Origin of the sequence: Pseudomonas sp. MUP55, assembly GCF_034043515.1 — a bacterium.
Classification (GTDB): Bacteria; Pseudomonadota; Gammaproteobacteria; order Pseudomonadales; family Pseudomonadaceae; genus Aquipseudomonas.
Genome location: NZ_CP138214.1, coordinates 3511831 through 3536443, shown reverse-complemented (window position 1 = coordinate 3536443; position 24613 = coordinate 3511831). Strand labels below are relative to the sequence as shown.

Annotated in this window: 23 protein-coding genes; 9 read left to right on the top strand and 14 right to left on the bottom strand. The window is 60.8% G+C overall.

Annotated elements, in window-relative coordinates; translation table 11 throughout:
- Positions 1–26: 26 nt before the first annotated feature.
- The 5 genes from purB to SC318_RS15815 all read right to left on the bottom strand — a co-directional run bounded on the left by purB (position 27) and on the right by SC318_RS15815 (position 6318).
- Entirely contained in the window at positions 27–1397 is a 1371-nt protein-coding gene (gene purB, locus SC318_RS15835) for an adenylosuccinate lyase (protein ID WP_124387129.1), read from the bottom strand.
- A 125-nt stretch (positions 1398–1522) separates the two neighbouring features.
- Positions 1523–2146 (bottom strand): high frequency lysogenization protein HflD, encoded by a 624-nt coding sequence (gene hflD, locus SC318_RS15830; RefSeq protein WP_016969254.1) that lies wholly within the window; start codon positions 2144–2146, stop codon positions 1523–1525.
- Positions 2143–3267, bottom strand: coding sequence for a tRNA 2-thiouridine(34) synthase MnmA (gene mnmA / locus SC318_RS15825; protein ID WP_320427556.1), 1125 nt, complete (start codon positions 3265–3267; stop codon positions 2143–2145). Before mnmA ends, hflD begins: the two co-directional genes overlap by 4 nt.
- 59 nt (positions 3268–3326) lie before the next feature.
- Complete coding sequence (locus tag SC318_RS15820) at positions 3327–3773, bottom strand: NUDIX hydrolase (RefSeq protein ID WP_320427555.1); 447 nt, start codon at positions 3771–3773, stop codon at positions 3327–3329.
- Positions 3774–4092: 319 nt separating this feature from the next.
- Positions 4093–6318: an NADP-dependent isocitrate dehydrogenase gene (locus SC318_RS15815; RefSeq protein ID WP_320427554.1), complete on the bottom strand. Its 2226-nt coding sequence runs from the start codon at positions 6316–6318 to the stop codon at positions 4093–4095.
- Positions 6319–6812: 494 nt separating this feature from the next.
- Between SC318_RS15815 and icd the strand changes: the two genes are divergently transcribed.
- Positions 6813–8069, top strand: a complete 1257-nt coding sequence (icd, locus tag SC318_RS15810) for an NADP-dependent isocitrate dehydrogenase (RefSeq protein WP_005789095.1) — start codon at positions 6813–6815, stop codon at positions 8067–8069.
- 63 nt (positions 8070–8132) lie between these two features.
- On the opposite strand, the gene SC318_RS15805 is transcribed toward icd, so the two are convergent.
- On the bottom strand, positions 8133–8408 hold the full coding sequence (locus SC318_RS15805) for a cold shock domain-containing protein (protein WP_320427553.1): 276 nt from the start codon (positions 8406–8408) through the stop codon (positions 8133–8135).
- A 224-nt stretch (positions 8409–8632) separates the two neighbouring features.
- Here SC318_RS15805 and clpS point away from each other — a divergent pair, with 224 nt between their 5' ends.
- Both clpS and clpA read left to right on the top strand, forming a co-directional pair.
- Positions 8633–9001, top strand: coding sequence for an ATP-dependent Clp protease adapter ClpS (clpS, locus tag SC318_RS15800; protein WP_005789091.1), 369 nt, complete (start codon positions 8633–8635; stop codon positions 8999–9001).
- Positions 9002–9030: 29 nt separating this feature from the next.
- Positions 9031–11301 carry an ATP-dependent Clp protease ATP-binding subunit ClpA gene (gene clpA, locus SC318_RS15795; protein WP_306493455.1) on the top strand — a complete coding sequence of 757 codons (2271 nt, stop codon included), beginning with the start codon at positions 9031–9033 and terminating at the stop codon, positions 11299–11301.
- Between the two features lie 240 nt (positions 11302–11541).
- On the opposite strand, the gene infA is transcribed toward clpA, so the two are convergent.
- From infA to aat, 3 genes are all read right to left on the bottom strand, one after another.
- Complete coding sequence (gene infA / locus SC318_RS15790) at positions 11542–11760, bottom strand: translation initiation factor IF-1 (protein ID WP_002553999.1); 219 nt, start codon at positions 11758–11760, stop codon at positions 11542–11544.
- A gap of 100 nt (positions 11761–11860) precedes the next feature.
- On the bottom strand, positions 11861–12568 hold the full coding sequence (locus SC318_RS15785) for an arginyltransferase (protein WP_320427550.1): 708 nt from the start codon (positions 12566–12568) through the stop codon (positions 11861–11863).
- Positions 12569–12624: 56 nt separating this feature from the next.
- A complete protein-coding gene (gene aat, locus SC318_RS15780; protein WP_320427549.1) occupies positions 12625–13305 on the bottom strand; it encodes a leucyl/phenylalanyl-tRNA--protein transferase in 681 nt (226 codons plus the stop codon).
- A 498-nt stretch (positions 13306–13803) separates the two neighbouring features.
- Between aat and SC318_RS15775 the strand changes: the two genes are divergently transcribed.
- The 6 genes from SC318_RS15775 to cysG are packed head-to-tail and all read left to right on the top strand — an operon-like array spanning position 13804 to position 21306.
- Positions 13804–16212, top strand: a complete 2409-nt coding sequence (locus tag SC318_RS15775; RefSeq protein ID WP_320427548.1) for a DNA translocase FtsK — start codon at positions 13804–13806, stop codon at positions 16210–16212.
- A gap of 54 nt (positions 16213–16266) precedes the next feature.
- Positions 16267–16890 (top strand): outer membrane lipoprotein periplasmic chaperone LolA, encoded by a 624-nt coding sequence (gene lolA, locus SC318_RS15770; RefSeq protein WP_124387119.1) that lies wholly within the window; start codon positions 16267–16269, stop codon positions 16888–16890.
- 27 nt (positions 16891–16917) lie between these two features.
- Entirely contained in the window at positions 16918–18240 is a 1323-nt protein-coding gene (locus tag SC318_RS15765; protein WP_057721800.1) for a replication-associated recombination protein A, read from the top strand.
- A complete protein-coding gene (crcB, locus tag SC318_RS15760; RefSeq protein ID WP_124387117.1) occupies positions 18240–18614 on the top strand; it encodes a fluoride efflux transporter CrcB in 375 nt (124 codons plus the stop codon). The genes SC318_RS15765 and crcB overlap by 1 nt, the downstream gene beginning before the upstream one ends.
- 16 nt (positions 18615–18630) lie before the next feature.
- The gene (serS, locus tag SC318_RS15755; RefSeq protein WP_320427547.1) at positions 18631–19911 is read left to right on the top strand and encodes a serine--tRNA ligase; all 1281 of its coding nucleotides are present in this window, start codon (positions 18631–18633) and stop codon (positions 19909–19911) included.
- Entirely contained in the window at positions 19912–21306 is a 1395-nt protein-coding gene (gene cysG / locus SC318_RS15750) for a siroheme synthase CysG (protein WP_306493448.1), read from the top strand. It begins immediately after the preceding gene.
- A gap of 264 nt (positions 21307–21570) precedes the next feature.
- Here cysG and SC318_RS15745 read toward each other — a convergent pair whose 3' ends face one another.
- From SC318_RS15745 to tusC, 5 genes are all read right to left on the bottom strand, one after another.
- Positions 21571–22566, bottom strand: a complete 996-nt coding sequence (locus tag SC318_RS15745; RefSeq protein WP_320427546.1) for a glutathione S-transferase family protein — start codon at positions 22564–22566, stop codon at positions 21571–21573.
- A gap of 88 nt (positions 22567–22654) precedes the next feature.
- Positions 22655–23656 (bottom strand): glycosyl transferase family protein, encoded by a 1002-nt coding sequence (locus SC318_RS15740; protein WP_320427545.1) that lies wholly within the window; start codon positions 23654–23656, stop codon positions 22655–22657.
- A complete protein-coding gene (locus SC318_RS15735) occupies positions 23653–23988 on the bottom strand; it encodes a TusE/DsrC/DsvC family sulfur relay protein (RefSeq protein ID WP_320427544.1) in 336 nt (111 codons plus the stop codon). Before SC318_RS15735 ends, SC318_RS15740 begins: the two co-directional genes overlap by 4 nt.
- Positions 23985–24263: a sulfurtransferase complex subunit TusB gene (tusB, locus tag SC318_RS15730; protein ID WP_320427543.1), complete on the bottom strand. Its 279-nt coding sequence runs from the start codon at positions 24261–24263 to the stop codon at positions 23985–23987. The genes SC318_RS15735 and tusB overlap by 4 nt, the downstream gene beginning before the upstream one ends.
- Positions 24263–24613, bottom strand: a complete 351-nt coding sequence (gene tusC / locus SC318_RS15725) for a sulfurtransferase complex subunit TusC (protein WP_320427542.1) — start codon at positions 24611–24613, stop codon at positions 24263–24265. The genes tusB and tusC overlap by 1 nt, the downstream gene beginning before the upstream one ends.

The following is a 24613-nucleotide window of genomic DNA, read 5'->3' as shown; positions in this document are numbered from 1 at the left end:
GGGCGTCTTAAAGGGTCGTGCGCTGATCAGATGCGTTTGGCTTGTTCGACGGCGTTGCCGATGTAGTTGGCCGGGGTCAGCAGTTTCAGCTCGGCCTTGGCAGCGGCTGGCATGTCCAGGCCGTCGATGAAAGTTTGCAGTGCGTCGGAGGTGATCCCCTTGCCGCGCGTCAATTCTTTGAGCTTCTCGTACGGGTTTTCGATGTTGTAGCGGCGCATCACGGTCTGGATCGGCTCGGCCAGGACTTCCCAGCAGGCGTCCAGGTCAGCGGCGATCTTCTGCTCGTTGAGTTCCAGCTTGCTGATGCCTTTGAGGCTGGCTTCGTACGCGATCACGCTGTGGGCAAAGCCCACGCCGAGATTACGCAGTACGGTGGAGTCGGTCAGGTCGCGCTGCCAGCGCGAGATCGGCAGTTTGCTGGCCAGGTGCTGGAACAGCGCATTGGCGATGCCGAGGTTGCCTTCGGAGTTTTCGAAGTCGATCGGGTTGACCTTGTGCGGCATGGTCGACGAACCGATTTCACCGGCAATGGTGCGCTGCTTGAAGTAGCCCAGGGAGATGTAGCCCCAGATATCGCGATCGAAGTCGATCAGGATGGTGTTGAAGCGCGCAATGGCGTCGAACAGCTCGGCGATGTAGTCGTGAGGTTCGATCTGCGTGGTGTAGGGGTTGAAGCCCAGGCCCAGCTCGTCTTCGATAAAGGCGCGGGCGTTGGCTTCCCAGTCGATCTCGGGGTAGGCCGACAGGTGAGCGTTGTAGTTGCCTACCGCGCCGTTGATCTTGCCCAGCAATGGCACGGCGGCGACTTGAGCGATCTGGCGCTCCAGGCGGTACACCACGTTGGCCAGTTCCTTACCCAGGGTGGTCGGCGAAGCCGGCTGGCCATGGGTGCGCGACAGCATCGGCACGGCGGCGAAACGGATTGCCAGCTCACGGATGGCGTCGGCGGTCTGGCGCATCAGGGGCAGCATCACGTCATCACGGCCTTCGCGCAGCATCAGGGCGTGGGACAGGTTGTTGATGTCCTCGCTGGTGCAGGCAAAGTGGATGAACTCGCTGACCTGGGCCAGTTCCGGCAGCTTGGCCGCTTGCTCCTTGAGCAGGTATTCGATGGCTTTGACGTCGTGGTTGGTGGTGCGCTCGATCTCTTTGACACGCTCGGCGTGCTCCAGGGAGAAGTTTTCCGCCAGGGTGTTGAGCACAGCGTTGGCTTGGGCGGAAAACGCCGGCACTTCGCTGATGGCAGGGTGAGCGGCCAGGCGCTGGAGCCAGCGCACTTCAACCAGGACACGGGCACGGATCAGGCCGTACTCGCTGAAAATTGGGCGCAGGGCCTGGGTTTTGCCGGCGTAGCGGCCGTCAACAGGGGAAACCGCAGTGAGCGAAGAAAGCTGCATGGGGTGTTCTCGGACAGTCGGGCAACGAAATGGGGCGCGTATCATACATGAAAATATCCGCCGGTCCGTCGCCAACTGACCGGCGTATTACGCGTAACGGCTTGAAAAGGGTCTGCTGATACGACTTATTCGTTGCGCATCAACGGGTAAAGCTCTTTGAGCAATTTGCGTCGGCTGATCACCAGCTGCCAGCGGTGGCCGCCCAGTTGGCGCCACAAGCGCGCCGAACGAATCCCCGCCAGCAGCAGGGCGCGGATTTTCGAGGCGTTGTTCGGTTGCTGCAGGTTGCGCATGTCGCCATGCACCTGGATACGCTGGCGCAAGGTGCTCAAGGTGTCCTGGTAAAGCGCGCCGCAGGCGGCGATCACGTTTTCGTGGGCCGGGCCGAAGTGCTCCACCTGGGACTGGATCTGCGGCAGGCGCTTGCCGATGGTCTCAAGCATGTCCTCGCGCTTGGCCAGTTGGCGCTCAAGACCGAGCATCGACAATGCATAGCGCAACGGCTCGCGCTGCAAGGTGCTCGGGTCGCGTTCCAGGGCGCCGATCAGCGCACGGTAGCCTTCACGCAGCGCCAGGTCGTCGCCACCGTAGACTTCAAGGGTGTCCTTGGGGTCGCGGATCAGCAGGCTGCCGAGCATGCAGGTCAGGCCCGCCTCGGTGACCTGGCCGGTCTTGGCGATCTTGTCCACCAGTACGGCGGCGAGGAAAACCCCACCCAGCGCGGTCAATTGCTCCTGGGTCGGGCTCATGCCGGGTTGCTCCAGGCTTGCGCCACTTCAATCACACCGCCGCCCAGGCAGACTTCGCCGTCATAGAACACCACGGACTGGCCCGGCGTGACCGCGCGTTGCGGGTCATCAAACGTGGCACGGTAGCCGGTAGCGGTTTTTTCCAGGGTGCACGGCTGGTCGCTCTGGCGATAGCGCACTTTGGCGGTCAGGCGGCGCGGAGTGCTTAGGTCGATCGGGTTGACCCAATAGATTTCCGAAGCGAGCAGGGCGCCGGAGAACAGCAGCGGGTGCTCGTTGCCCTGGCCGACGACCAGCACGTTGTTTTCCAGGTCCTTGATCAGCACGTACCACGGCTCTTCGCCGGCGTCTTTCAAGCCGCCGATCCCCAGGCCCTGGCGCTGGCCGATGGTGTGGTACATCAGGCCGTGGTGACGGCCGATCACTTCACCTTCGGTGGTCTGGATCTCGCCCGGTTGTGCCGGCAGGTATTGCTTGAGGAAGTCGCTGAAGCGGCGCTCGCCGATAAAGCAGATCCCGGTGGAATCCTTCTTCTTGGCGGTGGCCAGGCCGTGTTGCTCGGCGATCCTGCGCACTTCGGGCTTTTCCAGCTCGCCCACCGGGAACAGGGTCTTGGCGATCTGTTCACCGCCCACGGCGTGCAGGAAGTAGCTCTGGTCCTTGTTCGGGTCCAGGCCTTTGAGCAGCTCGGTGCGACCATCAATGTCGCGGCGGCGCACGTAGTGGCCAGTGGCAATCAGGTCGGCGCCGAGCATCATGGCGTAGTCGAGAAACGCCTTGAACTTGATCTCGCGGTTACACAGGATGTCCGGGTTCGGCGTGCGGCCAGCCTTGTATTCGGCCAGGAAGTGCTCGAACACGTTGTCCCAGTACTCGGCGGCGAAGTTGGCGGTGTGCAGCTTGATACCGATCTTGTCACACACCGCCTGGGCGTCCGCGAGGTCGTCCATGGCAGTGCAGTATTCCGTTCCATCGTCTTCTTCCCAGTTCTTCATGAACAGGCCTTCCACCTCATAACCCTGCTCCATGAGCAGAACGGCGGAAACGGAAGAATCCACGCCGCCGGACATGCCGACGATGACGCGCTTCTTTTGTGTGTCAGAAGGGGCTGGATCACGCATAGGGTATCAACGGGTGTCTTGAAAAAGGACGCGATTCTAGCAGGCCTGGGCCCGCAAGGCTAAAGAGAAGGGCGGATCAATTCCAGACTGTGGCGCTGACCGGCCAGATAATCATCGATGCAGCGGATGATCAGTTCGCTGCGCCAGTCGTCGCGCAAGGCCATCAATTCGTCGCGGGTCAGCCATCGGGCGCGGATGATGCCTTCGTCGAGTGGGTAGTCCGGGTGGTGTTTCAGGGCTTTGGCGATAAAGCAGACTCTTTGATAGGTCACGCCGTTGCTCGGGGCGGTGTACAGGTAAATGCCGACGATGCCGGTGGCCTCGACGTCCCAGCCGGTCTCTTCAAGGGTTTCGCGCACGGCGGCTTCGGTGAGGGTTTCGTCTGGATCAAGGTGGCCGGCCGGTTGGTTGAGCACGGCGCGGCCGCCCTTGAGTTCTTCGACCATCAGGAAGCGGCCATTGTCTTCGACGATGGTAGCGACGGTGATGTGGGGTTGCCAGGTCATGGAATGCCTCTCGATTCAGGATGCAACGTGCTCTTCAAGCAGAATCGCGGTCAGTGTGGGAGGGGGCTTGCCCCAATACCAGTCAGTTAAGAGACAGCAGAAGCGAGAAGCTCTGTGGCGAGGGAGCTTGCTCCCGCTGGGCCGCGAAGCGGCCCCAAACAATGGGCCTGCTGCGCAGTCCAGCGGGAGCAAGCTCCCTCGCCACAGGTTTGGTGTTCGCCTTAACTGACCCTCCCACATTTGGATTCGGTTTCTTCAGTTGAACGCGGGAAACAGAAACCCCGGCACAAGGCCGGGGCTTCTTTGCATCCTTACAACCTTACTTCAACTTGGCAATCGCCGCATTGAGCGTATTGCTCGGGCGCATGGCCTTGCTGGTCAGCTCCGGGTTCGGCGCGTAGTAGCCGCCGATGTCCACTGGCTGGCCCTGTACGGCGTTGAGCTCGGCAACGATGGTTGCTTCGTTCTCGGCCAGGGTCTTGGCCAGTTCGCCGAACTGCGCTTGCAGTGCGGTGTCTTCGCTCTGGGCGGCCAGGGCCTGGGCCCAGTACAGCGCCAGGTAGAAGTGGCTGCCGCGGTTGTCGATGTTGCCGACTTTGCGCGATGGCGACTTGTTGTTGTCCAGGAACTGGCCGGTGGCCTGGTCCAGGGTCTTGGACAGTACCAGGGCTTTCGGGTTGTTGTACGTCACGCCCAGGTGCTCCAGGGACGCGGCCAGGGCCAGGAACTCGCCCAGGGAGTCCCAGCGCAGGAAGTTTTCTTCCAGCAGCTGCTGCACGTGTTTCGGTGCCGAACCGCCGGCGCCGGTTTCGAACAGGCCGCCGCCGTTCATCAGCGGTACGATCGACAGCATCTTGGCGCTGGTGCCCAGTTCCATGATCGGGAACAGGTCGGTCAGGTAGTCGCGCAGTACGTTGCCGGTCACCGAGATGGTGTCCAGGCCCTTGCGGGTGCGTTCCAGGGTGAACTTCATCGCGTCGACCGGGGCCATGATGCGGATGTCCAGGCCTTCGGTGTTGTGGTCTTTCAGGTAGGCCTGAACTTTCTCGACCACGACGCCATCGTGCGCGCGCTTAGGGTCCAGCCAGAAGATGGCCGGGGTGTCGCTGGCGCGGGCGCGATTGACGGCGAGCTTGACCCAGTCCTGGATCGGCGCGTCTTTGGTCTGGCACATGCGGAAGATGTCGCCGGCTTCGACTTTCTGTTCCATCAGCAGGTTGCCCTTGCTGTCGGTGACGCGGACCACTCCGTCAGCCTTGATCTGGAAAGTCTTGTCGTGCGAGCCGTACTCTTCGGCTTTCTTCGCCATCAGACCAACGTTTGGCACGCTGCCCATGGTGGTTGGGTCGAAGGCGCCATTGGCCTTGCAGTCTTCGATGACCGCCTGATAAATGGTGGCGTAGCAGCGATCCGGGATCACCGCCTTGGTGTCGTGCAGCTGGCCGTCGGTGCCCCACATCTTGCCGGAGTCACGGATCATGGCCGGCATCGAGGCGTCGACGATGACGTCGCTCGGCACGTGCAGGTTGGTGATGCCTTTGTCGGAGTTGACCATCGCCAGGGCAGGGCGAGCGGCATAGACGGCCTGGATGTCCGCTTCGATCTGCGCCTGCTGGTCAGCTGGCAGCGCCTTGATGCGGGCGTACAGGTCGCCGATGCCGTTGTTCAGGTTGAAGCCGATCTGTTCCAGCACGGTCGCATGCTTGGTCAGGGCGTCTTTATAGAACTCGGCAACGATCTGGCCGAACATGATCGGGTCGGAGACCTTCATCATGGTGGCTTTCAAGTGAACCGACAGCAGTACGCCTTGTTTCTTGGCGTCTTCGATCTCGGCGGCGATGAACGCACGCAGGGCCTTCTTGCTCAGTACGGCGGTGTCGATGATCTCGCCGGCCTGTACGGTGGTCTTTTCTTTCAGGACGGTGGCGCTGCCGTCTTGAGTGATCAGCTCGATTTTGACAGCGTCAGCGGCATCGATCTGTACGGCTTTTTCGCTGCCGTAGAAGTCGCCGTTGCTCATGTGGGCAATGTGCGACTTGGAGTCGGCGGCCCAGGCGCCCATCTTGTGCGGGTGCTTGCGTGCGTAGTTCTTGACCGACAGCGGCGCGCGGCGGTCGGAGTTGCCTTCGCGCAGTACCGGGTTCACCGCGCTGCCCTTGACCTTGTCGTAACGGGCACGGGTTTCTTTTTCCGCGTCGGTGGTTACGGTTTCCGGGTAGTCCGGCAGGGCGTAGCCCTGGGCCTGCAGTTCCTTGATGGCGGCTTGCAGCTGCGGGGTCGAGGCGCTGATGTTAGGCAGCTTGATGATGTTGGCTTCAGGCGTAACGGCCAGGTCGCCCAGTTCGGCGAGGTGGTCCGGGATGGCCTTGGCGCCCAGTTGCTCGGGGAAGCTTGCGAGGATGCGCCCGGCGAGGGAAATATCGCGGGTTTCCACGGCAATATCAGCGGAAGCGGTGAAGGCCTCTACGATAGGCAGCAGTGAATAGGTGGCGAGGGCTGGGGCTTCGTCGGTGAAGGTATAGATGATCTTCGAGCGGGTGGGCATATTCGGATTAACTCTCTTCTTTGCTGAAAGCGTGCGCAGAAACTCGAGATGCGCCGGGTGGAGCGCGTTCGTTCAAAGTCATCCATGAGCGAAATGTCGAGGTTTCTTCGCGGTGATGTTGGGTTGCATCAGTCGAGCGTCAAGCGTTTGGACTATTGTAATAGTCCTGCTTTCTGGCTGAAGGCTACTGTCTAGAGCGGTCAACCGTCGTGACTCTTGGGTCAGCGGCGGCATTATACATAGGTCGCTATGCTTACGCTGGGCCTTCATACAAAAGGTGCGTCGTCCATTGGTCTAAAGGTCGCAGGTGGCCCGGGTTTGCCCAAGGCTGCACGTTGTGCTCAAGATTGGCGGTTTTACCTTTGGTTTCAGGCTTGTAGGCGACAATTTATGCTGTTTTCGATGCAAATGAGCATGGCGCAAGGTTTCAGTCGCCATATATCTGGAGTAGGCTCGAACGCAGCCAGATGTTCAATCCATAGATGGAGTTCAGCATGGGATACAAGAAGATTCAGGTTCCGGCAGTCGGCGACAAAATCACCGTCAATGCAGACCATTCTCTCAATGTTCCTGACCAACCGATCATTCCCTATATCGAAGGTGACGGTATTGGCGTCGACATCAGCCCGGTGATGATCAAGGTGGTCGACGCCGCTGTTGAAAAGGCCTACGGCGGCAAGCGCAAGATCTCGTGGATGGAGGTCTACGCCGGCGAGAAGGCGACTCAAGTCTACGACCAGGACACCTGGCTGCCCCAGGAAACCCTGGATGCGGTCAAGGATTACGTAGTGTCCATCAAGGGCCCGCTGACCACGCCGGTCGGCGGCGGCATCCGTTCGCTGAACGTGGCCCTGCGCCAGCAACTGGACCTGTATGTGTGCCTGCGCCCGGTGCGCTGGTTCGAAGGCGTGCCCAGTCCGGTCAAGAAACCGGGCGATGTGGACATGACCATTTTCCGCGAGAACTCCGAGGACATTTACGCCGGCATCGAGTGGAAGGCCGGTTCGCCTGAGGCGATCAAGGTGATCAAGTTCCTCAAGGAGGAAATGGGCGTCACCAAGATCCGTTTCGACCAGGATTGCGGGATCGGCGTGAAGCCGGTTTCCAAGGAAGGCACCAAGCGTCTGGCGCGCAAGGCGCTGCAGTATGTGGTGGATAACGACCGCGACTCGCTGACGATTGTGCACAAAGGCAACATCATGAAGTTCACCGAAGGCGCCTTCAAGGAATGGGCCTACGAAGTGGCGGCCGAGGAATTCGGCGCGACCCTGCTCGATGGCGGGCCGTGGATGCAGTTCAAGAACCCCAAGACCGGCAAGAACGTGGTGGTCAAGGATGCGATTGCCGATGCGATGCTTCAGCAGATCCTGCTGCGTCCGGCTGAATATGACGTGATTGCGACGCTTAACCTCAACGGTGACTACCTGTCCGACGCCCTCGCGGCGGAAGTGGGCGGTATCGGTATTGCGCCGGGCGCCAACCTGTCCGACACCGTGGCCATGTTCGAAGCCACCCACGGTACGGCGCCCAAGTATGCGGGCAAGGATCAGGTGAATCCGGGCTCGTTGATTCTCTCAGCGGAAATGATGCTGCGGCACATGGGCTGGGTAGAGGCGGCTGACCTGATCATCAAGGGCACCAATGGTGCGATTTCGGCGAAGACTGTGACCTATGACTTCGAACGCCTGATGGATGGCGCCACGTTGGTTTCGTCGTCTGGCTTCGGTGATGCGCTGATCAAGCATATGTAAGCGGGTGCATGAAAACCGGCCATCCGATGATATACGGTGGCCGGTTTTTTCCCTGACGGAGGGTCAGGCAGTTTCTTTCTTTTCTACTTGAGCTTGATCGGCCAGTCCTGCGGATGCTTCGTTCGCAATGTCGATGGACGGAGAAACGCCCTCGGCTTGCTTGCCTTTGGGCCCTTCGACAATTTTTTCGAACTGTACAGCCTGGCCCGCTTTCAGCGTTTTATACCCATCCATTTTTATCTGCGAGAAATGCACGAAAATATCTTCTTCATAGCCTTCTGTCCTAAGGAACCCGAACCCCTTGGCGTTGTTGAACCAACTGACCTTACCACTAGCCATTCCCTTATCCCTCTGCACCAGACTCCATCACTGGAGTATCATCCTGTCTATCCGTCCTAACCCGAATAAATAAGGTTGACTGCGCGGACCTTTTTTACCCACTGTGGGCTCTATTGGTTGTAACACCGATTTGCCGATAGTCAAGGCGACCAAAGGGTCAGAGTTGAAATTCTGACAGCTCGCCCCCACCACTGTAATTGAACCACTGACGAACCTTTCTTTCCATGCATGCAAATAGCCAGATTCGACTAACATTCAATCAGGATCGCCCGGATCAGGAACATGACGACGACGGTTCTGCAGGCATTGCTGTTCAGGAGGCCAAGCCTGCTTTACAGGCGCCGCCGATGTACAAGGTGGTTTTGTTCAATGATGACTACACACCGATGGATTTCGTCGTCGAAGTGCTCGAGGTGTTTTTTAACCTGAACCGCGAGTTGGCGACCAAGGTAATGCTGGCCGTTCACACAGAAGGACGGGCAGTATGTGGCGTGTTTACCCGCGACATCGCCGAGACAAAGGCCATGCAGGTCAACCAGTACGCCAGGGAAAGCCAGCATCCGCTACTCTGTGAAATCGAGAAGGACGGTTAACGCCGACCACTTGGGTATGAGGTGAAGCTATGTTAAACCGCGAGCTCGAAGTCACCCTCAATCTTGCCTTCAAGGAGGCTCGTTCGAAGCGTCATGAATTCATGACCGTCGAGCACCTGCTTTTGGCACTTTTGGATAACGAAGCTGCCGCCACCGTTCTACGTGCGTGCGGCGCCAACCTCGACAAACTCAAGCATGACCTGCAGGAGTTTATCGACTCCACCACGCCGCTGATCCCCGTGCATGACGAGGACCGCGAGACCCAGCCAACCCTGGGCTTCCAGCGGGTATTGCAGCGTGCTGTATTCCACGTACAGAGCTCCGGTAAGCGTGAAGTCACGGGCGCCAATGTGCTGGTGGCAATTTTCAGCGAACAGGAAAGCCAGGCCGTGTTTCTGCTCAAGCAGCAGAGCGTTGCCCGTATCGACGTCGTTAACTACATCGCCCACGGTATCTCCAAGGTGCCAGGGCACGGCGATCATTCCGAGGGTGAGCAGGATATGCAGGACGACGAAGGCGGTGAGTCTTCTTCTTCAAGCAACCCGCTGGATGCCTATGCCAGCAACCTCAACGAACTGGCGCGCCAGGGGCGGATCGATCCGCTGGTGGGGCGTGAGCTTGAGGTTGAGCGCGTAGCGCAGATCCTCGCGCGTCGTCGCAAGAACAACCCGTTGCTGGTAGGTGAGGCGGGCGTGGGTAAAACCGCGATCGCCGAGGGCCTGGCCAAGCGTATCGTCGACAATCAGGTCCCTGACCTGCTGGCCAACAGCGTCGTCTACTCTTTGGACCTGGGCGCATTGCTCGCCGGGACCAAGTACCGTGGCGACTTCGAGAAGCGCTTCAAGGCGTTGCTCGGCGAGCTGAAAAAACGCCCGCAGGCGATCCTGTTCATTGACGAGATCCACACCATTATTGGTGCCGGTGCCGCATCGGGTGGGGTGATGGATGCGTCCAACCTGCTCAAGCCGCTGCTGTCGTCGGGTGATATCCGCTGCATCGGCTCGACCACGTTCCAGGAATTTCGCGGGATCTTCGAAAAAGACCGTGCCCTGGCGCGCCGCTTCCAGAAAGTCGACGTGTCCGAGCCTTCGGTTGAAGACACCATTGGCATCCTGCGCGGGCTCAAGGGGCGTTTCGAGGCGCACCATGGCATCGAGTACACCGATGAGGCGCTGCGTTCGGCCGCTGAGCTGGCATCGCGCTATATCAATGACCGGCATATGCCGGACAAGGCGATCGATGTGATCGACGAAGCGGGTGCCTACCAGCGCCTGCAGCCGGTCGAGAAACGTGTGAAGCGCATCGACGTGCCGCAGGTCGAGGACATCGTGGCGAAAATTGCGCGGATTCCGCCGAAACACGTCACCAGTTCCGACAAGGAGCTGCTGCGTAACCTGGAGCGTGACCTCAAACTGACCGTGTTCGGTCAGGATGCGGCCATCGACTCGTTGTCCACTGCGATCAAGTTGTCGCGTGCGGGCCTCAAGTCGCCGGACAAGCCAGTGGGTTCGTTCCTGTTTGCCGGCCCCACCGGCGTCGGCAAGACCGAAGCGGCGCGTCAATTGGCCAAGGCCATGGGTATCGAGCTGGTGCGCTTCGACATGTCCGAATACATGGAGCGCCACACCGTGTCGCGCCTGATCGGTGCGCCTCCGGGCTATGTCGGCTTCGACCAGGGTGGTCTGTTGACCGAGGCGATCACCAAGCAGCCGCATTGCGTATTGCTGCTCGATGAAATCGAAAAGGCGCATCCGGAAGTCTTCAACCTGCTGCTGCAGGTGATGGACCACGGCACCCTGACCGACAACAACGGGCGCAAGGCGGACTTCCGCAACGTGATCGTGATCATGACCACCAACGCCGGCGCTGAAACCGCTGCGCGGGCGTCGATCGGCTTTACCCATCAGGATCACTCCTCCGATGCGATGGAAGTGATCAAGAAGAGCTTTACGCCGGAGTTCCGCAACCGTCTGGACACCATTATCCAGTTTGGTCGCCTCAGCCATGAGGTCATCAAAAGTGTGGTGGACAAGTTCCTCACCGAGCTTCAAGCGCAGTTGGAAGACAAGCGCGTGCAGCTGGATGTGACGGAAGCGGCGCGCAGCTGGATTGCCGAGGGTGGCTACGACGCGGCAATGGGCGCTCGCCCGATGGCGCGCCTGATCCAGGACAAGATCAAGCGGCCACTGGCCGAAGAGATCCTTTTCGGCGAGCTTTCCGACCATGGTGGCGTGGTGCACATCGACCTGAAGGACGGCGAGCTGACCTTCGAGTTCGAAACCACGGCTGAAATGGCCTGATCGTTCCTGCAATAACAAAAGGCGCCGAAAGGCGCCTTTTTGCTGGAACGCCATTACCAAAACGACGAAGTTCAAATGTGGGAGGGGGCTTGCCCCCGATAGCGGTATATCAGTCACCCGTGTACTGACTGACCCACTGCAATCGGGGGCAAGCCCCCTCCCACATTGGTTTTCAGGTGTCAGGTAAATACTGCGCACACAAAAACGCCCGGCATAACCGGGCGTTTTGTATTGACTTGCTTAGCGAGCGCGGTAAGTGATGCGCCCTTTGCTCAAGTCATAGGGCGTCAGCTCGACGCGCACTTTGTCACCGGTAAGAATACGAATGTAGTTCTTGCGCATCTTGCCGGAGATATGCGCGGTTACGACGTGCCCATTTTCCAACTCCACACGAAACATGGTGTTGGGCAGGGTGTCGACGACAGTGCCTTCCATTTCGAAGCTGTCTTCTTTCGACATGCAGTAAAGCCCTCGGTATCCAGTGAATGGCCCGGTGCAACTGCGCCAGGCAAAAGCGGCGTGCATTGTGCCCGAAAAAGGGTGTTCAAGCCAAGGGGTTCTAGTTAAGCGTGACCCATCTTTGATTAATCAGCAGCTCAATGGGCCGATATTGGGTCTTGTAGTTCATCTTTTTGCAGTTCTTGATCCAGTATCCGAGGTACACCGCCTCCAGTTCCAGGCGCAGCGCTTCACCGATCTGCCAGAGAATCGCAAAGCGCCCCAGGCTGCGGCGTTCTTCAGCAGGTTCGTAGAAGGTGTACACCGCCGACAGGCCATTGGGCAGCAGGTCAGTTACCGCCACGGCGACCAGCCGCCCGTCGAGGCGAAATTCGTAGAAGCGCGAAAAAGGCAGGTCACGCACCAAAAACGTCGAAAACTGATCGCGGCTGGGTGGAAACATATCGCCGTCGGCGTGGCGTTGTTCGATGTAGCGTTGATAAAGGTCGAAATATTCTTCGCTGTACTGCGGCTTGACCGCGGTCACCGTCAGGTCGGCATTGCGCTTGAGGATGCGTTTCTGGTTACGGTCCGGCAGAAATTGCGCCACCGGAATACGCGCTGGCACGCACGCGTTGCAGTTCTGGCAGTGGGGGCGGTACAGATGATCGCCGCTGCGCCGAAAACCCATCTCGGACAGGTCGGCGTACACATGCACGTCCATGGGCTGGCTGGGATCGAGGAACAGCGTGGTCGCCTGCTCGTCGGGCAGATAGCTGCAAGAGTGGGCTTGAGTGGCATAGAACTTCAAGCGTGCCAGCTCGGTCATGATCAACCCTCGGGATAAGCTTTGAAATAAGTGTAAGCCAGGTACGCGGATGTCGCCTAAGAAACCCACGGCCCAGAGCTGGGCTGGTCCAGATGATTGTGCAGAAACTGCGCGAACTCACTGCGCGGTATGGCGCGTGCGCCCAGGCTATGCAAGTGATCGTTGGGCATCTGGCAGTCGATCAGCACAAAGCCCCAGGCCTGCAATTGCCGGGTCAGCGTGGCAAAGCCGAATTTGGAGGCGTTGTCGGCGCGGCTGAACATGGACTCGCCAAAAAACAATTGGCCCATGGCTAGGCCGTACAGGCCCCCGACCAGTTCGCCCTGGTCCCACACCTCAACGGAGTGGGCGTAACCGCGCTGGTGCAGCTCCAGGTAAGCACTCTGAATGCCTTCGGTGATCCAGGTGCCATCTGCATAGGCGCGCGGCGCGGCGCAGGCTCGGATAACCGCGGCGAAATCCTGATCGAAGGTCACGCGGTAACGCTGTTGGCGCAATAATTTGCCAAGGCTGCGCGAGACGTGCAGCTCGTCGGGAAATATCACCGTACGTGGGTCCGGCGACCACCAGAGGATCGGCTGGCCTTCAGAGAACCAGGGAAAGCAGCCGTGGCGATAGGCCTGGATCAGTCGTTCGGCCGAGAGGTCGCCGCCGGCGGCAAGCAGACCGTTGGGTTCGCGCATGGCCTTGGCCAGTGGCGGAAAAGTCAGGGTGTCGCGTTGTAACCAGGTCAGCATGGCATCCAGGCTTACGGAAGGGGAGGGGAGTGGCAGGTCGGGTGCCTGCCCCCAAGGCATGATTATTGTCGACCCAGCGCCACGGGGCCAGCCCGAAAGGGCTTTTCGCCTGGATTAGCGTGTAGGGGTGTTTCTGCAACTCTGTGCACAAGGTGCGGTCGTAAACGGGGCTGGCCAATGCAGGCCATTTGCCAAGCTTGCCTGGATTGGCAAATACAGCGCATAAGCCTTTGTCAGCAAAGACAATGCATGCTCAAATTGGCCCTGCTGCAACGCCTGGAGGGTTGAGTTCGCCGCGTGACGGGCAAGTGCGTGGCATCGCGCACGCAAACCCGTACAATGCGGCGATTGTGGCGTTATCGCCGTTTCGCCTATGGGTTGCACGGTGTTAAAAGTAGATTCAGTAACATTCGTCATTTTTCACCTGCTCGGGATAGAGCAGTCGTGTGCAGTCATTCAACAGATGGACGCGCTAAAAGGCGCAGGAAAAGACCCGTTTTGAAGAAATCCGCCGCAACACCCAAAGCAGCAGTCGTGCCGGCCTGGCGCCAGCACCTGCATTACCGACTCAAGGAAGGCGCGCTGATCGCTATCGGCGCGCTGTGCCTGTTCCTGATGATGGCCCTGCTGACCTATGGCAAGGACGATCCCGGCTGGAGCCATAACAGCAAAATCGACGATGTGCAGAATTTCGGTGGCCCTGTGGGTTCCTACAGCGCCGATATCCTGTTCATGATCCTCGGTTATTTCGCCTACATCTTTCCGCTGCTGCTGGCGATCAAGACCTGGCAGATCTTCCGCCAGCGTCATGAGCCGTGGCAGTGGAGCGGCTGGCTGTTCTCCTGGCGCCTGATCGGGCTGGTCTTTCTGGTGTTGTCCGGCGCGGCCCTGGCGCATATCCATTTCCATGCACCCACCGGTCTGCCGGCGGGCGCGGGCGGTGCGCTGGGCGAAAGCCTGGGCGATCTGGCGCGTCGCACCCTGAATATCCAGGGCAGCACGCTGATGTTCATCGCGCTGTTTCTGTTCGGTCTCACGGTATTCACCGACCTGTCATGGTTCAAGGTGATGGACGTGACCGGCAAGATCACCCTTGACCTGTTCGAATTGTTCCAGGGCGCCGCCAACCGCTGGTGGGCCGCGCGTGTCGAGCGCAAGCAGATGGTTGCGCAATTGCGCGAAGTGGACACCCGCGTCAACGAGGTGGTGGCCCCCAGCACGCCGGATCGTCGCGAGCAGGCCAAGGTCAAGGAACGCCTGATCGAGCGCGAACAGGCCCTGAGCAAGCACATGTCGGACCGCGAGAAGCAGGTGCCGCCAGTGATCGCTCCCGCGCCACCCAAGGCGCCGGAGCCAAGCCACCGCGTGCAGAAAGAGAAACAGACCCCGCTGTTCATCGACAGCGCCGTCGAAGGCACCTTGCCGCCGATCTCGATCCTCGACCCGGCGGAAAAGAAACAGCTCAACTACTCGCCGGAATCCCTGGCGGCCGTCGGCCACCTGCTGGAAATCAAGCTCAAGGAATTCGGCGTCGAAGTGTCGGTGGACTCGATTCACCCAGGCCCGGTGATTACCCGTTACGAGATTCAGCCGGCCGCGGGCGTCAAGGTCAGCCGTATTTCCAACCTGGCCAAGGACTTGGCCCGTTCCCTGGCCGTGACCAGCGTGCGCGTGGTGGAAGTGATTCCCGGCAAGACCACCGTGGGTATCGAGATTCCCAACGAAGACCGCCAGATCGTGCGGTTCTCCGAGGTGCTGTCGACCCCGGAATACGACAACTTCAAATCGCCGGTCACCCTGGCCCTGGGCCATGACATCGGCGGCAAGCCGGTGATCACGGACCTGGCGAAGATGCCGCACCTGCTGGTGGCCGGTACCACCGGTTCCGGTAAGTCGGTGGGTGTGAACGCGATGATCCTGTCGATCCTGTTCAAGTCGGGTCCGGATGACGCCAAGCTGATCATGATCGACCCGAAAATGCTTGAGCTGTCGATCTACGAAGGCATTCCGCACCTGCTGTGCCCGGTGGTGACCGACATGAAGGACGCCGCCAACGCCCTGCGCTGGAGCGTTGCCGAGATGGAGCGTCGCTACAAGCTGATGGCGAAGATGGGCGTGCGTAACCTGTCCGGCTTCAATGCCAAGGTCAAGGAAGCCCAGGACGCCGGGACGCCGCTGACCGACCCGCTGTACAAGCGCGAAAGCATTCACGACGAAGCGCCGCTGCTGACCAAACTGCCCACCATCGTGGTGGTGGTCGACGAATTCGCCGACATGATGATGATCGTCGGCAAGAAGGTCGAAGAACTCATCGCGCGTATCGCCCAGAAGGCACGTGCGGCCGGGATTCACTTGATCCTCGCGACCCAGCGGCCGTCGGTGGATGTCATTACCGGCCTGATCAAGGCCAACATCCCGACGCGTATGGCGTTCCAGGTGTCGAGCAAGATCGACTCGCGGACCATCATCGACCAGGGCGGCGCCGAGCAACTGCTGGGCCACGGTGACATGCTCTACATGCCGCCCGGCACCAGCCTGCCGATCCGTGTCCACGGTGCTTTCGTTTCCGACGATGAAGTGCATCGCGTGGTGGAAGCCTGGAAACTGCGTGGCGCGCCGGAATATAACGACGACATTCTCGCCGGCGTCGAAGAGGCCGGCAGCGGCTTTGATGGCGGCAGCGGGGGTGGCGACGATGACGCCGAAACCGACGCGCTGTACGACGAAGCCGTGGCGTTCGTGCTGGAAAGCCGGCGTGCCTCGATCTCCGCCGTGCAACGCAAGCTGAAGATCGGCTACAACCGCGCGGCCCGTATGATCGAAGCCATGGAAAACGCTGGCGTCGTCACCGCAATGAACACCAACGGCTCGCGTGAAATCATCGCCCCCGGGCAGATGCGCGACTGATCCCGCGCCGCGTGGCAGCACGCGGCGTGCCTTGACCATTCAATGAGGACTCCCATGCGCATTATCCGCATGCTGTTGTTGCCGGCACTGGCCCTGACCGCCGTTTCGGCCCACGCTGACCCGGCTTCCGTGGCCAGCCTGAAGAACCTGTTGGACAAATCCCAGACCCTGACGGCGCGCTTTTCCCAGCTGACCCTGGACGCCGGTGGCACCCAGTTGCAGGAAACCGCGGGCGAAATGGCCGTGCAGCGTCCTGGCCTGTTCTACTGGCACACCGAAGGCAAGGCCGAGCAGACCATCGTTTCCGACGGCCAGAAAGTCACCCTGTGGGACCCGGACCTGGAACAGGCGACCATCAAGAAGCTCGACCCACGTCTGAACCAGACACCGGCGCTGCTGCTGTCGGGGGATGTGTCGAAGATCAACGACAGCTTCGACATCACCTCCAAGCAAACCAGCAACGTGATCGAATTCACCCTCAAGCCCAAGTCCAAGGACACGCTGTTCGACAGCCTGCAACTGTCATTTGGCAACGGCGTGATCAACAACATGCGTTTGATCGACAGCGTCGGCCAGCGCACCGATATCCTGTTTTCCGGGGTCAAGGCCAACCAGCCGGTGCCCGCGTCCAAGTTCAAGTTCGACATCCCCAAGGGTGCCGACGTGATCCAGGAATAAATTTCCCAGAGGTTTCAAACGCTGCCCATGGACCTGTTTCGAAGTGACCCGATTGCCCAGCCACTGGCCGCGCGCCTGCGCTCGACCAACCTGGATGAGTACGTCGGTCAGGAACACCTGCTCGCTCGCGGCAAGCCCTTGCGCGAAGCCCTGGAGCAGGGTGCGCTGCACTCGATGATTTTCTGGGGGCCGCCGGGAGTGGGTAAAACCACGCTGGCGCGGCTGCTGGCAAAGGTCTCGGATGCGCACTTCGAAACGGTGTCCGCGGTACTGGCCGGGGTCAAGGAGATCCGTCAGGCGGTGGAAGTCGCCAAGCAGCAGGCCGGGCAGTACGGCAAGCGCACCATCCTGTTTGTCGACGAAGTGCATCGCTTCAACAAGTCGCAGCAGGACGCGTTCCTGCCGTACGTCGAAGACGGCACCTTGATCTTTATCGGCGCCACCACCGAAAACCCTTCGTTCGAATTGAATAACGCGCTGCTCTCGCGGGCTCGCGTGTACGTGCTCAAGAGCCTCGACGAAGCGGCGATGCAGAAGCTGTTGCAGCGCGCCTTGAGCGAAGACAAAGGGCTGGGTAAGCGCCAGTTAAGCGTGAGCGAGGAAGGCTTCAAGATCCTGCTCACCGCTGCCGATGGCGACGGCCGGCGGTTTCTCAACCTGCTGGAGAACGCCTCGGACCTGGCCGAAGATGGCGGCGAAATCGGCGTCGACCTGCTGCAAAGCCTTTTGGGGGATACGCGCCGGCGTTTCGATAAGGGCGGCGAAGCGTTCTACGACCAGATTTCGGCGCTGCACAAATCCGTCCGTGGCTCCAACCCGGACGGCGCGCTGTACTGGTTTGCGCGCATGATCGACGGCGGTTGCGACCCGTTGTACCTGGCGCGTCGGGTGGTGCGCATGGCCAGCGAAGACATCGGCAATGCCGACCCGCGCGCCTTGAGCCTGTGCCTGGCGGCCTGGGACGTGCAGGAGCGCCTCGGCAGCCCGGAAGGCGAGCTGGCGGTGGCCCAGGCCATTACCTACCTGGCCTGCGCGCCCAAAAGCAACGCGGTGTACATGGGCTTCAAGTCGGCGCTGCGCGCGGCGGCCGAACACGGTTCCCTCGAAGTGCCGATGCACTTGCGCAACGCGCCGACCAAGTTGATGAAACAGCTGGGTTACGGTGATGAATACCGCTATGCCCATGATGAGCCGGACGCTTATGCGGCCGGCGAAGATTACTTTCCCGATGAGCTGGAGCCGCTGGCGCTGTATCAGCCCGTGCCCCGCGGCCTGGAGCTGAAGATCGGCGAAAAGCTCAACCATCTGGCCCAACTGGACCGGCTCAGCCCAAGGCAGCGGAGAAAGTAGTGCTCAAGACGATTCTTGCCGTGTCCATCGCCGGCATCGCTGGTACATTATTGCGTTTCGCCACCAGTACCTGGGTCAGCGCCCATTGGCCAAGGCATTTCTATGCGGCGACCTTGGCGGTCAACCTGGTGGGCTGTTTGATTATCGGGCTGTTGTACGGCTGGTTCCTGTTACGCCCGGAAGTGCCGATTGAAATTCGTGCCGGCTTGATTGTCGGCTTTGTAGGCGGTCTGACGACCTTTTCATCCTTTTCACTGGATACGCTGCGCCTGCTGGAAAGCGGGCAGGCCCTGACGGCCTTCGGGTACCTGGGCATCAGCGTGTTCGGCGGGCTGCTCGCCACCTGGGCCGGCCTGTCCTTGACCAAACTTTGATAAACGAGAGACCGACATGCTCGATTCCAAACTGTTACGTAGCAACCTTCAGGACGTAGCGGACCGCCTGGCATCCCGTGGCTTTGCCCTGGATGTTGCGCGCATCGAAGCGCTGGAAGAACAGCGCAAGACCGTCCAGACCCGCACCGAAGCACTGCAGGCTGAGCGTAATGCGCGTTCCAAGTCCATCGGTCAGGCCAAGCAGCGCGGCGAAGACATCGCGCCGTTGATGGCGGACGTCGAGCGCATGGGCACCGAGCTGTCCGACGGTAAAGCCGAGCTGGACAAGATCCAGTCCGAGCTGGACTCGATCCTGCTGGGCATCCCCAACCTGCCGCACGAATCCGTGCCAGTGGGCGAGGACGAAGACGGCAACGTTGAAGTGCGCCGCTGGGGCACGCCAAAAACCTTCGATTTCGAGATCAAGGACCACGTCGCCCTGGGCGAACTGACCGGCGGCCTGGATTTCGAAACCGCCGCGAAAATGTCCGGCGCGCGCTTTGCCTTGCTGCGTGGACCGATCGCTCGTATGCATCGTGCCCTGGCGCAGTTCATGATCAACCTGCACACCGCCGAGCACGGTTACGAAGAGGCCTACACCCCGTACCTGGTGCAGGCGCCGGCGCTGATGGGCACCAGCCAGCTGCCCAAATTCGAGGAAGACCTGTTCAAGATCAGCCGCGACGGCGAAGCCGATCTGTACCTGATCCCGACCGCTGAAGTGTCGCTGACCAACATCGTCGCTGGCGAAATCCTCGATGCCAAGCAACTGCCGCTCAAGTTTGTCGCCCACAGCCCGTGCTTCCGCAGTGAAGCCGGCGCATCCGGTCGCGACACCCGCGGCATGATCCGCCAGCACCAGTTCGACAAGGTGGAGATGGTCCAGGTGGTCGAGCCTTCCCAGTCGATGCAAGCGCTGGAAGGCCTGACCGCCAACGCCGAGCGCGTCCTGCAACTGCTGGAGCTGCCGTATCGCGTATTGGCGCTGTGCACCGGCGACATGGGTTTCAGCGCCGTGAAAACCTACGACCTCGAAGTGTGGGTGCCGAGCCAGGACAAGTACCGCGAGATTTCGTCGTGCTCCAACTGCGGCGATTTCCAGGCCCGCCGCATGCAGGCGCGTTTCCGCAACCCGGAAACCGGCAAGCCGGAACTGGTGCACACCCTCAACGGTTCGGGCCTGGCGGTAGGCCGTACGCTGGTGGCAGTGCTGGAAAACTACCAGCAGGCTGACGGTTCTATCCGCGTACCTGAGGTGCTCAAGCCGTACATGGCCGGCGTTGAGGTCATTCGCTAAATGGAGTTTCTGCCGCTGTTTCATAACCTGCGCGGCAGTCGTGTGTTGGTCGTCGGCGGCGGGGAGATTGCCTTGCGCAAATCCCGCCTGCTGGCCGATGCCGGTGCGTTGCTGCGGGTGGTTGCTCCCCAGATCGAAGACCAGTTGCGTGAACTGGTGCTGGGCAGTGGCGGGGAACTGACGTTGCGCGGTTATCAGGAGGCGGACCTCGACGGTTGCGTGCTGATCATCGCGGCAACCGACGATGAGCCACTGAACGCGCAAGTGTCCAGTGATGCCAAGCGTCGCTGTGTGCCGGTCAATGTGGTGGATGCGCCGGCCTTGTGCAGCGTGATCTTCCCGGCGATCGTCGACCGTTCGCCGCTGGTGATCGCGGTGTCCAGTGGCGGCGATGCGCCGGTGCTGGCGCGCTTGATCCGGGCCAAGCTGGAAACCTGGATTCCGTCCACCTATGGCCAGTTGGCCGGGTTGGCGGCGCGTTTTCGTGCCCAGGTTAAAGGCTTGTACCCGGACGTCCAGCAGCGTCGGGCATTCTGGGAAGAAGTCTTCCAGGGCCCGATTGCCGACCGCCAACTGGCCGGGCAGGGCGATGAGGCCGAGCGCCTGTTGATCGAAAAGGTCAATGGTGCTCCGCCTTACGCACCGGGTGAGGTGTACCTGGTGGGCGCAGGCCCAGGCGATCCTGACCTGCTGACCTTCCGCGCCTTGCGCCTGATGCAGCAGGCCGACGTGGTGCTGTACGACCGTTTGGTGGCTCCGGCGATTCTGGACCTGTGCCGTCGCGATGCCGAGCGGGTGTATGTCGGCAAGCGACGCGCCGAGCACGCCGTGCCCCAGGACCAGATCAACCAGCAACTGGTGGACCTGGCCAAGCAGGGCAAGCGCGTGCTGCGCCTCAAGGGCGGCGACCCGTTCATTTTTGGGCGTGGCGGCGAAGAAATCGAAGAATTGGCGGCCCATGGCATTCCGTTCCAGGTGGTGCCGGGCATCACGGCGGCCAGTGGTTGCGCGGCGTACGCGGGCATTCCGCTGACGCACCGCGACTATGCGCAGTCGGTGCGCTTCATCACGGGGCACTTGAAGAACGGCACATCGGACTTGCCCTGGCAGGACCTGGTGGGACCGTCGCAGACCCTGGTGTTCTACATGGGCCTGATTGGCTTGCCGATCATCTGCGAACAGCTGATCAAGCACGGACGCTCGGCGGACACGCCGGCGGCGTTGATTCAGCAGGGCACCACCTCCAACCAGCGCGTGTTCACCGGCACCCTGGCGGACCTGCCGCGCATGGTGGCCGAGCATGAAGTGCATGCGCCGACGCTGGTGATTGTGGGTGAGGTGGTGGTGTTGCGCGAAAAGCTCAAGTGGTTCGAAGGCGCTCAGTCCCAGGTCTGAGAACACAAGCATCGGGGCAAGCCCTGATGCCAGGCAGTCAAGAAGTACCCTGTGGCGAGGGAGCTTGCTCCCGCTGGACTGCGCAGCAGGCCCATTGCTTGGGGCCGCTTCGCGGCCCAGCGGGAGCAAGCTCCCTGGCCACGGGTACTCGGTTGCCTTGACTGACTGGCATCAGCTCAAGCCCCCTCCCACATCTGGAATGCATTCCAATGTGGGAGGGGGCTTGCCCCCGATGAGTCCTTCAAACCCACCACATCCCTTGAATCAGCTCCAGACGCCCTTGCCACTCAAACGCTGACGGTCATGCCCGGTATCAAAGCGCTGCAACGGCCCCTTCGGCACAATCCCCGTCGGGTTGATCGTGCGATGGCTGGCATAGTAATGCCCCTTGATGTGCTCAAAATCCACCGTCTGCGCCACCCCCGGCCACTGATACATTTCCCGCAGCCAATTCGACAGGTTCGGATAATCGGCTATCCGTCGCAGGTTGCATTTGAAGTGGCTGTAATACACCGCATCAAAACGAATCAGCGTAGTGAACAGCCGTACATCCGCCTCGGTCAGGTACTCGCCCGCCAGGTAGCGATGCTCGCCCAGGTGCAGCTCCAAATGGTCCAACTCGGCAAACACGTCATCGAACGCAGCTTCATACGCCTGCTGCGAAGTGGCGAAGCCTGCGCGGTACACGCCATTGTTCACGGCCGGGTAGATGCGTTCGTTCAGCGCGTCGATGGTCGGGCGCAGGGCTTGCGGGTAGAAGTCCAGGGTGTTGCCGGTCAACCCGTTGAACGCGCTGTTGAACATGCGGATGATCTCCGCCGATTCATTGCTGACGATGCGTTTGAGCTGTTTGTCCCATAGCACCGGCACCGTGACGCGACCGGTGTAGTCAGCGGTGTCGGCGGTATAGCGCTGGTGCATGAAGTCGAAACCGTCCAGCGCGTCGCCGCTGGAGCCGTGGGCCTTGTCGAAGGTCCAGCCGTTTTCCAGCATCAGCCAACTGACCACGGAGACGTCAATCAGGTCTTCCAGGCCCTTGAGCTTGCGCAGGATCAAGGTGCGGTGGGCCCAGGGGCAGGCGAGGGACACGTAGAGGTGGTAGCGGCCAGCCTCGGCCTTGAAGCCGCCTTCGCCACTCGGACCGGGTTGGCCATCGGCGGTCACCCAGTGACGGCGTTGCGCCTGTTCACGCTGGAAAGCGCCGTCCGCGCTACTTTCGTACCACTGGTCTTTCCAATGTCCTTCGATCAGCAAACCCATGACTGGCTCCTTGGCTAATAAGCGTTGGAGCCCAGTCTAAAGGGATGAGTTCGAACTAAAAGCGCAAAGACCGGAGGTGAATGATCGATTAAATCGATCTGTCCCGTGCATCCCAGTACTGTTGGGCCAGTTCGAATGCCTGCTCGCGCGTGCGTCCGAGGCCGCGCAAGGCCAGGGCCATGGTCGCGATCAGGGCCAGTTGCGGGTAGCTGTCCTCGACATCGCCACGCCACACGGCCTTGAGATGCTCAGGCTCCAGGCTCGCGGGTTTGACGTGGCGCTGGGCGGAGAGGGCGGGCCATTCTTCGTCCCAGCTCTGGCCGCCAGTGGTGCCATACAAGTGGCTGAGGGTATCAGGGTTGATTTCGATCTCGCCGCCATCGCCCTTGACCACAATCACGTTGTCGCCCAGCAGGCCACTGGCGTCGCGGTGTACGCCTTGGTAGCCGGGGTGGAAAATGCTTTGCAGGCCGCAACGGGCATTCAGCGGGTTGAGCAAACGTGCCAGGGAGTGGATCGGCGAGCGCAGGCCCAGGGTGTTGCGCAGGTCGATCATGCGCTGCAACTGCGGCGCCCAATCGCCCAGCGGGATAAACGCCAGGTTGCCGTGTTCATACGCCGCCTCGACCTGCTGCCAATTGCGGCACAGCGGTATCTGCAAATGCTCCAGCAACTGCTCGGTGTACAAACGGCCTGCAGTATGCGCGCCGCCGCCGTGCATGAGGATGCGCACGCCATTGTGCGCCAGGCATTTGGCCGCCAGCAGGAACCACGGCAAGTGGCGCTTTTTGCCGGCGTAGGTCGGCCAGTCGATGTCCACATTCAGGGCTGGCGCATGCAAGCGTTCACGCACCGCTTCAGTGAAGCCGGCGAGCTCTTCCGGGCTTTCTTCCTTGTGGCGCAGCAGCATGAGGAAGGCGCCCAGCTGGGTATCTTCGACTTTTTCGTCGAGCAGCATGCCCATGGCTTCGCGCGCTTCCTCACGGGTGAGGTTGCGTGCGCCGCGCTTGCCTTTGCCGAGGATGCGCACGAAGGGCGCAAACGGATGTTCTTCGGGCGTGGAGAGGGTCAGGGGGGCAAAGTCGGTCATAAGCAATTCGTCGGCCTGGGCAGGCCCGCCAGCTTGGCGGCGAGTTTGGCGGGAGTGCCGTTGAACAGTTTGTTGAGGTGCAGGCTGTTGCCCTTTTGCGCCCCGAGCTTCAAGGCGGTGTACTTGATCAGCGGGCGCGTGGCGGGGGACAGCTGGTACTCAGCGTAAAAGCCGCGCAGCAGTTCGAGGATTTCCCAGTGGTCCGGGGTCAACTCCAGCGATTCGGCGGCCGCCAGGGCAGTGGCCACTTCGGCGGACCAGGCGTTGAGGTCGACGAGGTAGCCGTCCTTGTCCAGTTCCAGGGTACGCGTGCCGACGGTCAGGGTGTTCATAGCCAGCTGTTGACCTTGTCGTAGTCGATGGACAGCTGCACAAAACCGGGATAATCCACGCTGTCGGCCCAGTCCGGCAGAGGCAAGTTGCGCGCCTGCAGGTCTTCAGCCAGGACGAACACCTTTATGCCCTTGGTGGGCAGGGCCGGGTTGTGCAGGCCGTAGGCGCCGTCGCCGCACAGCAGGATGGCGTCCGCGCTGCCACAGACACGCAGGCAGCTGTCCAGGCGGCTATCGGTGAACGGGGAGTGAGAGACTACATGTAAGGTCGCCATCAGAGGGTCATCACCTGGTCGTAACGATCAATCAGTTTGCAGATATCTGCGCTGTCCAGCGCCTGGGCGCTTGCCGGCGAAGCCAGCCCGCGCTCGGCCAGGCTGTGGCGGCAGGCGAACACCTCATCAATGCCGAACAGGCCCAGGGCTTGCAGATTGGCGCTCAAATCCTTTTGCTGCACGGCCTTTGCGTCCTGCTGCGGCGCCAGTTGGAACACACCGTCATCGAGAAACAGCAGGCCGACAGGTAGATCGAACGCGCCGCCGGCCAGCACGATGTCCAGCGCTTCCCGTGCACTTGGCCCGGACCACAGCGCCTGGCGGCTGATCACCAACAATGATTTGGCCAT

Coding starts and splice junctions, on each gene's coding strand:
- SC318_RS15820 (WP_320427555.1), bottom strand. CDS start 3,773: ATGACCTGGCAACCCCACATCACCGTCGCTACCATCGTCGAAGACAAT.
- icd (WP_005789095.1), top strand. CDS start 6,813: ATGGGATACAAGAAGATTCAGGTTCCGGCAGTCGGCGACAAAATCACC.
- clpS (WP_005789091.1), top strand. CDS start 8,633: ATGCATGCAAATAGCCAGATTCGACTAACATTCAATCAGGATCGCCCG.
- purB (WP_124387129.1), bottom strand. CDS start 1,397: ATGCAGCTTTCTTCGCTCACTGCGGTTTCCCCTGTTGACGGCCGCTAC.
- serS (WP_320427547.1), top strand. CDS start 18,631: ATGCTCGATTCCAAACTGTTACGTAGCAACCTTCAGGACGTAGCGGAC.
- SC318_RS15815 (WP_320427554.1), bottom strand. CDS start 6,318: ATGCCCACCCGCTCGAAGATCATCTATACCTTCACCGACGAAGCCCCA.
- SC318_RS15765 (WP_057721800.1), top strand. CDS start 16,918: ATGGACCTGTTTCGAAGTGACCCGATTGCCCAGCCACTGGCCGCGCGC.
- infA (WP_002553999.1), bottom strand. CDS start 11,760: ATGTCGAAAGAAGACAGCTTCGAAATGGAAGGCACTGTCGTCGACACC.
- SC318_RS15745 (WP_320427546.1), bottom strand. CDS start 22,566: ATGGGTTTGCTGATCGAAGGACATTGGAAAGACCAGTGGTACGAAAGT.
- SC318_RS15785 (WP_320427550.1), bottom strand. CDS start 12,568: ATGACCGAGCTGGCACGCTTGAAGTTCTATGCCACTCAAGCCCACTCT.
- clpA (WP_306493455.1), top strand. CDS start 9,031: ATGTTAAACCGCGAGCTCGAAGTCACCCTCAATCTTGCCTTCAAGGAG.
- cysG (WP_306493448.1), top strand. CDS start 19,912: ATGGAGTTTCTGCCGCTGTTTCATAACCTGCGCGGCAGTCGTGTGTTG.
- SC318_RS15735 (WP_320427544.1), bottom strand. CDS start 23,988: ATGAACACCCTGACCGTCGGCACGCGTACCCTGGAACTGGACAAGGAC.
- hflD (WP_016969254.1), bottom strand. CDS start 2,146: ATGAGCCCGACCCAGGAGCAATTGACCGCGCTGGGTGGGGTTTTCCTC.
- lolA (WP_124387119.1), top strand. CDS start 16,267: ATGCGCATTATCCGCATGCTGTTGTTGCCGGCACTGGCCCTGACCGCC.
- aat (WP_320427549.1), bottom strand. CDS start 13,305: ATGCTGACCTGGTTACAACGCGACACCCTGACTTTTCCGCCACTGGCC.
- SC318_RS15740 (WP_320427545.1), bottom strand. CDS start 23,656: ATGACCGACTTTGCCCCCCTGACCCTCTCCACGCCCGAAGAACATCCG.
- mnmA (WP_320427556.1), bottom strand. CDS start 3,267: ATGCGTGATCCAGCCCCTTCTGACACACAAAAGAAGCGCGTCATCGTC.
- SC318_RS15805 (WP_320427553.1), bottom strand. CDS start 8,408: ATGGCTAGTGGTAAGGTCAGTTGGTTCAACAACGCCAAGGGGTTCGGG.
- tusC (WP_320427542.1), bottom strand. CDS start 24,613: ATGGCCAAATCATTGTTGGTGATCAGCCGCCAGGCGCTGTGGTCCGGG.
- tusB (WP_320427543.1), bottom strand. CDS start 24,263: ATGGCGACCTTACATGTAGTCTCTCACTCCCCGTTCACCGATAGCCGC.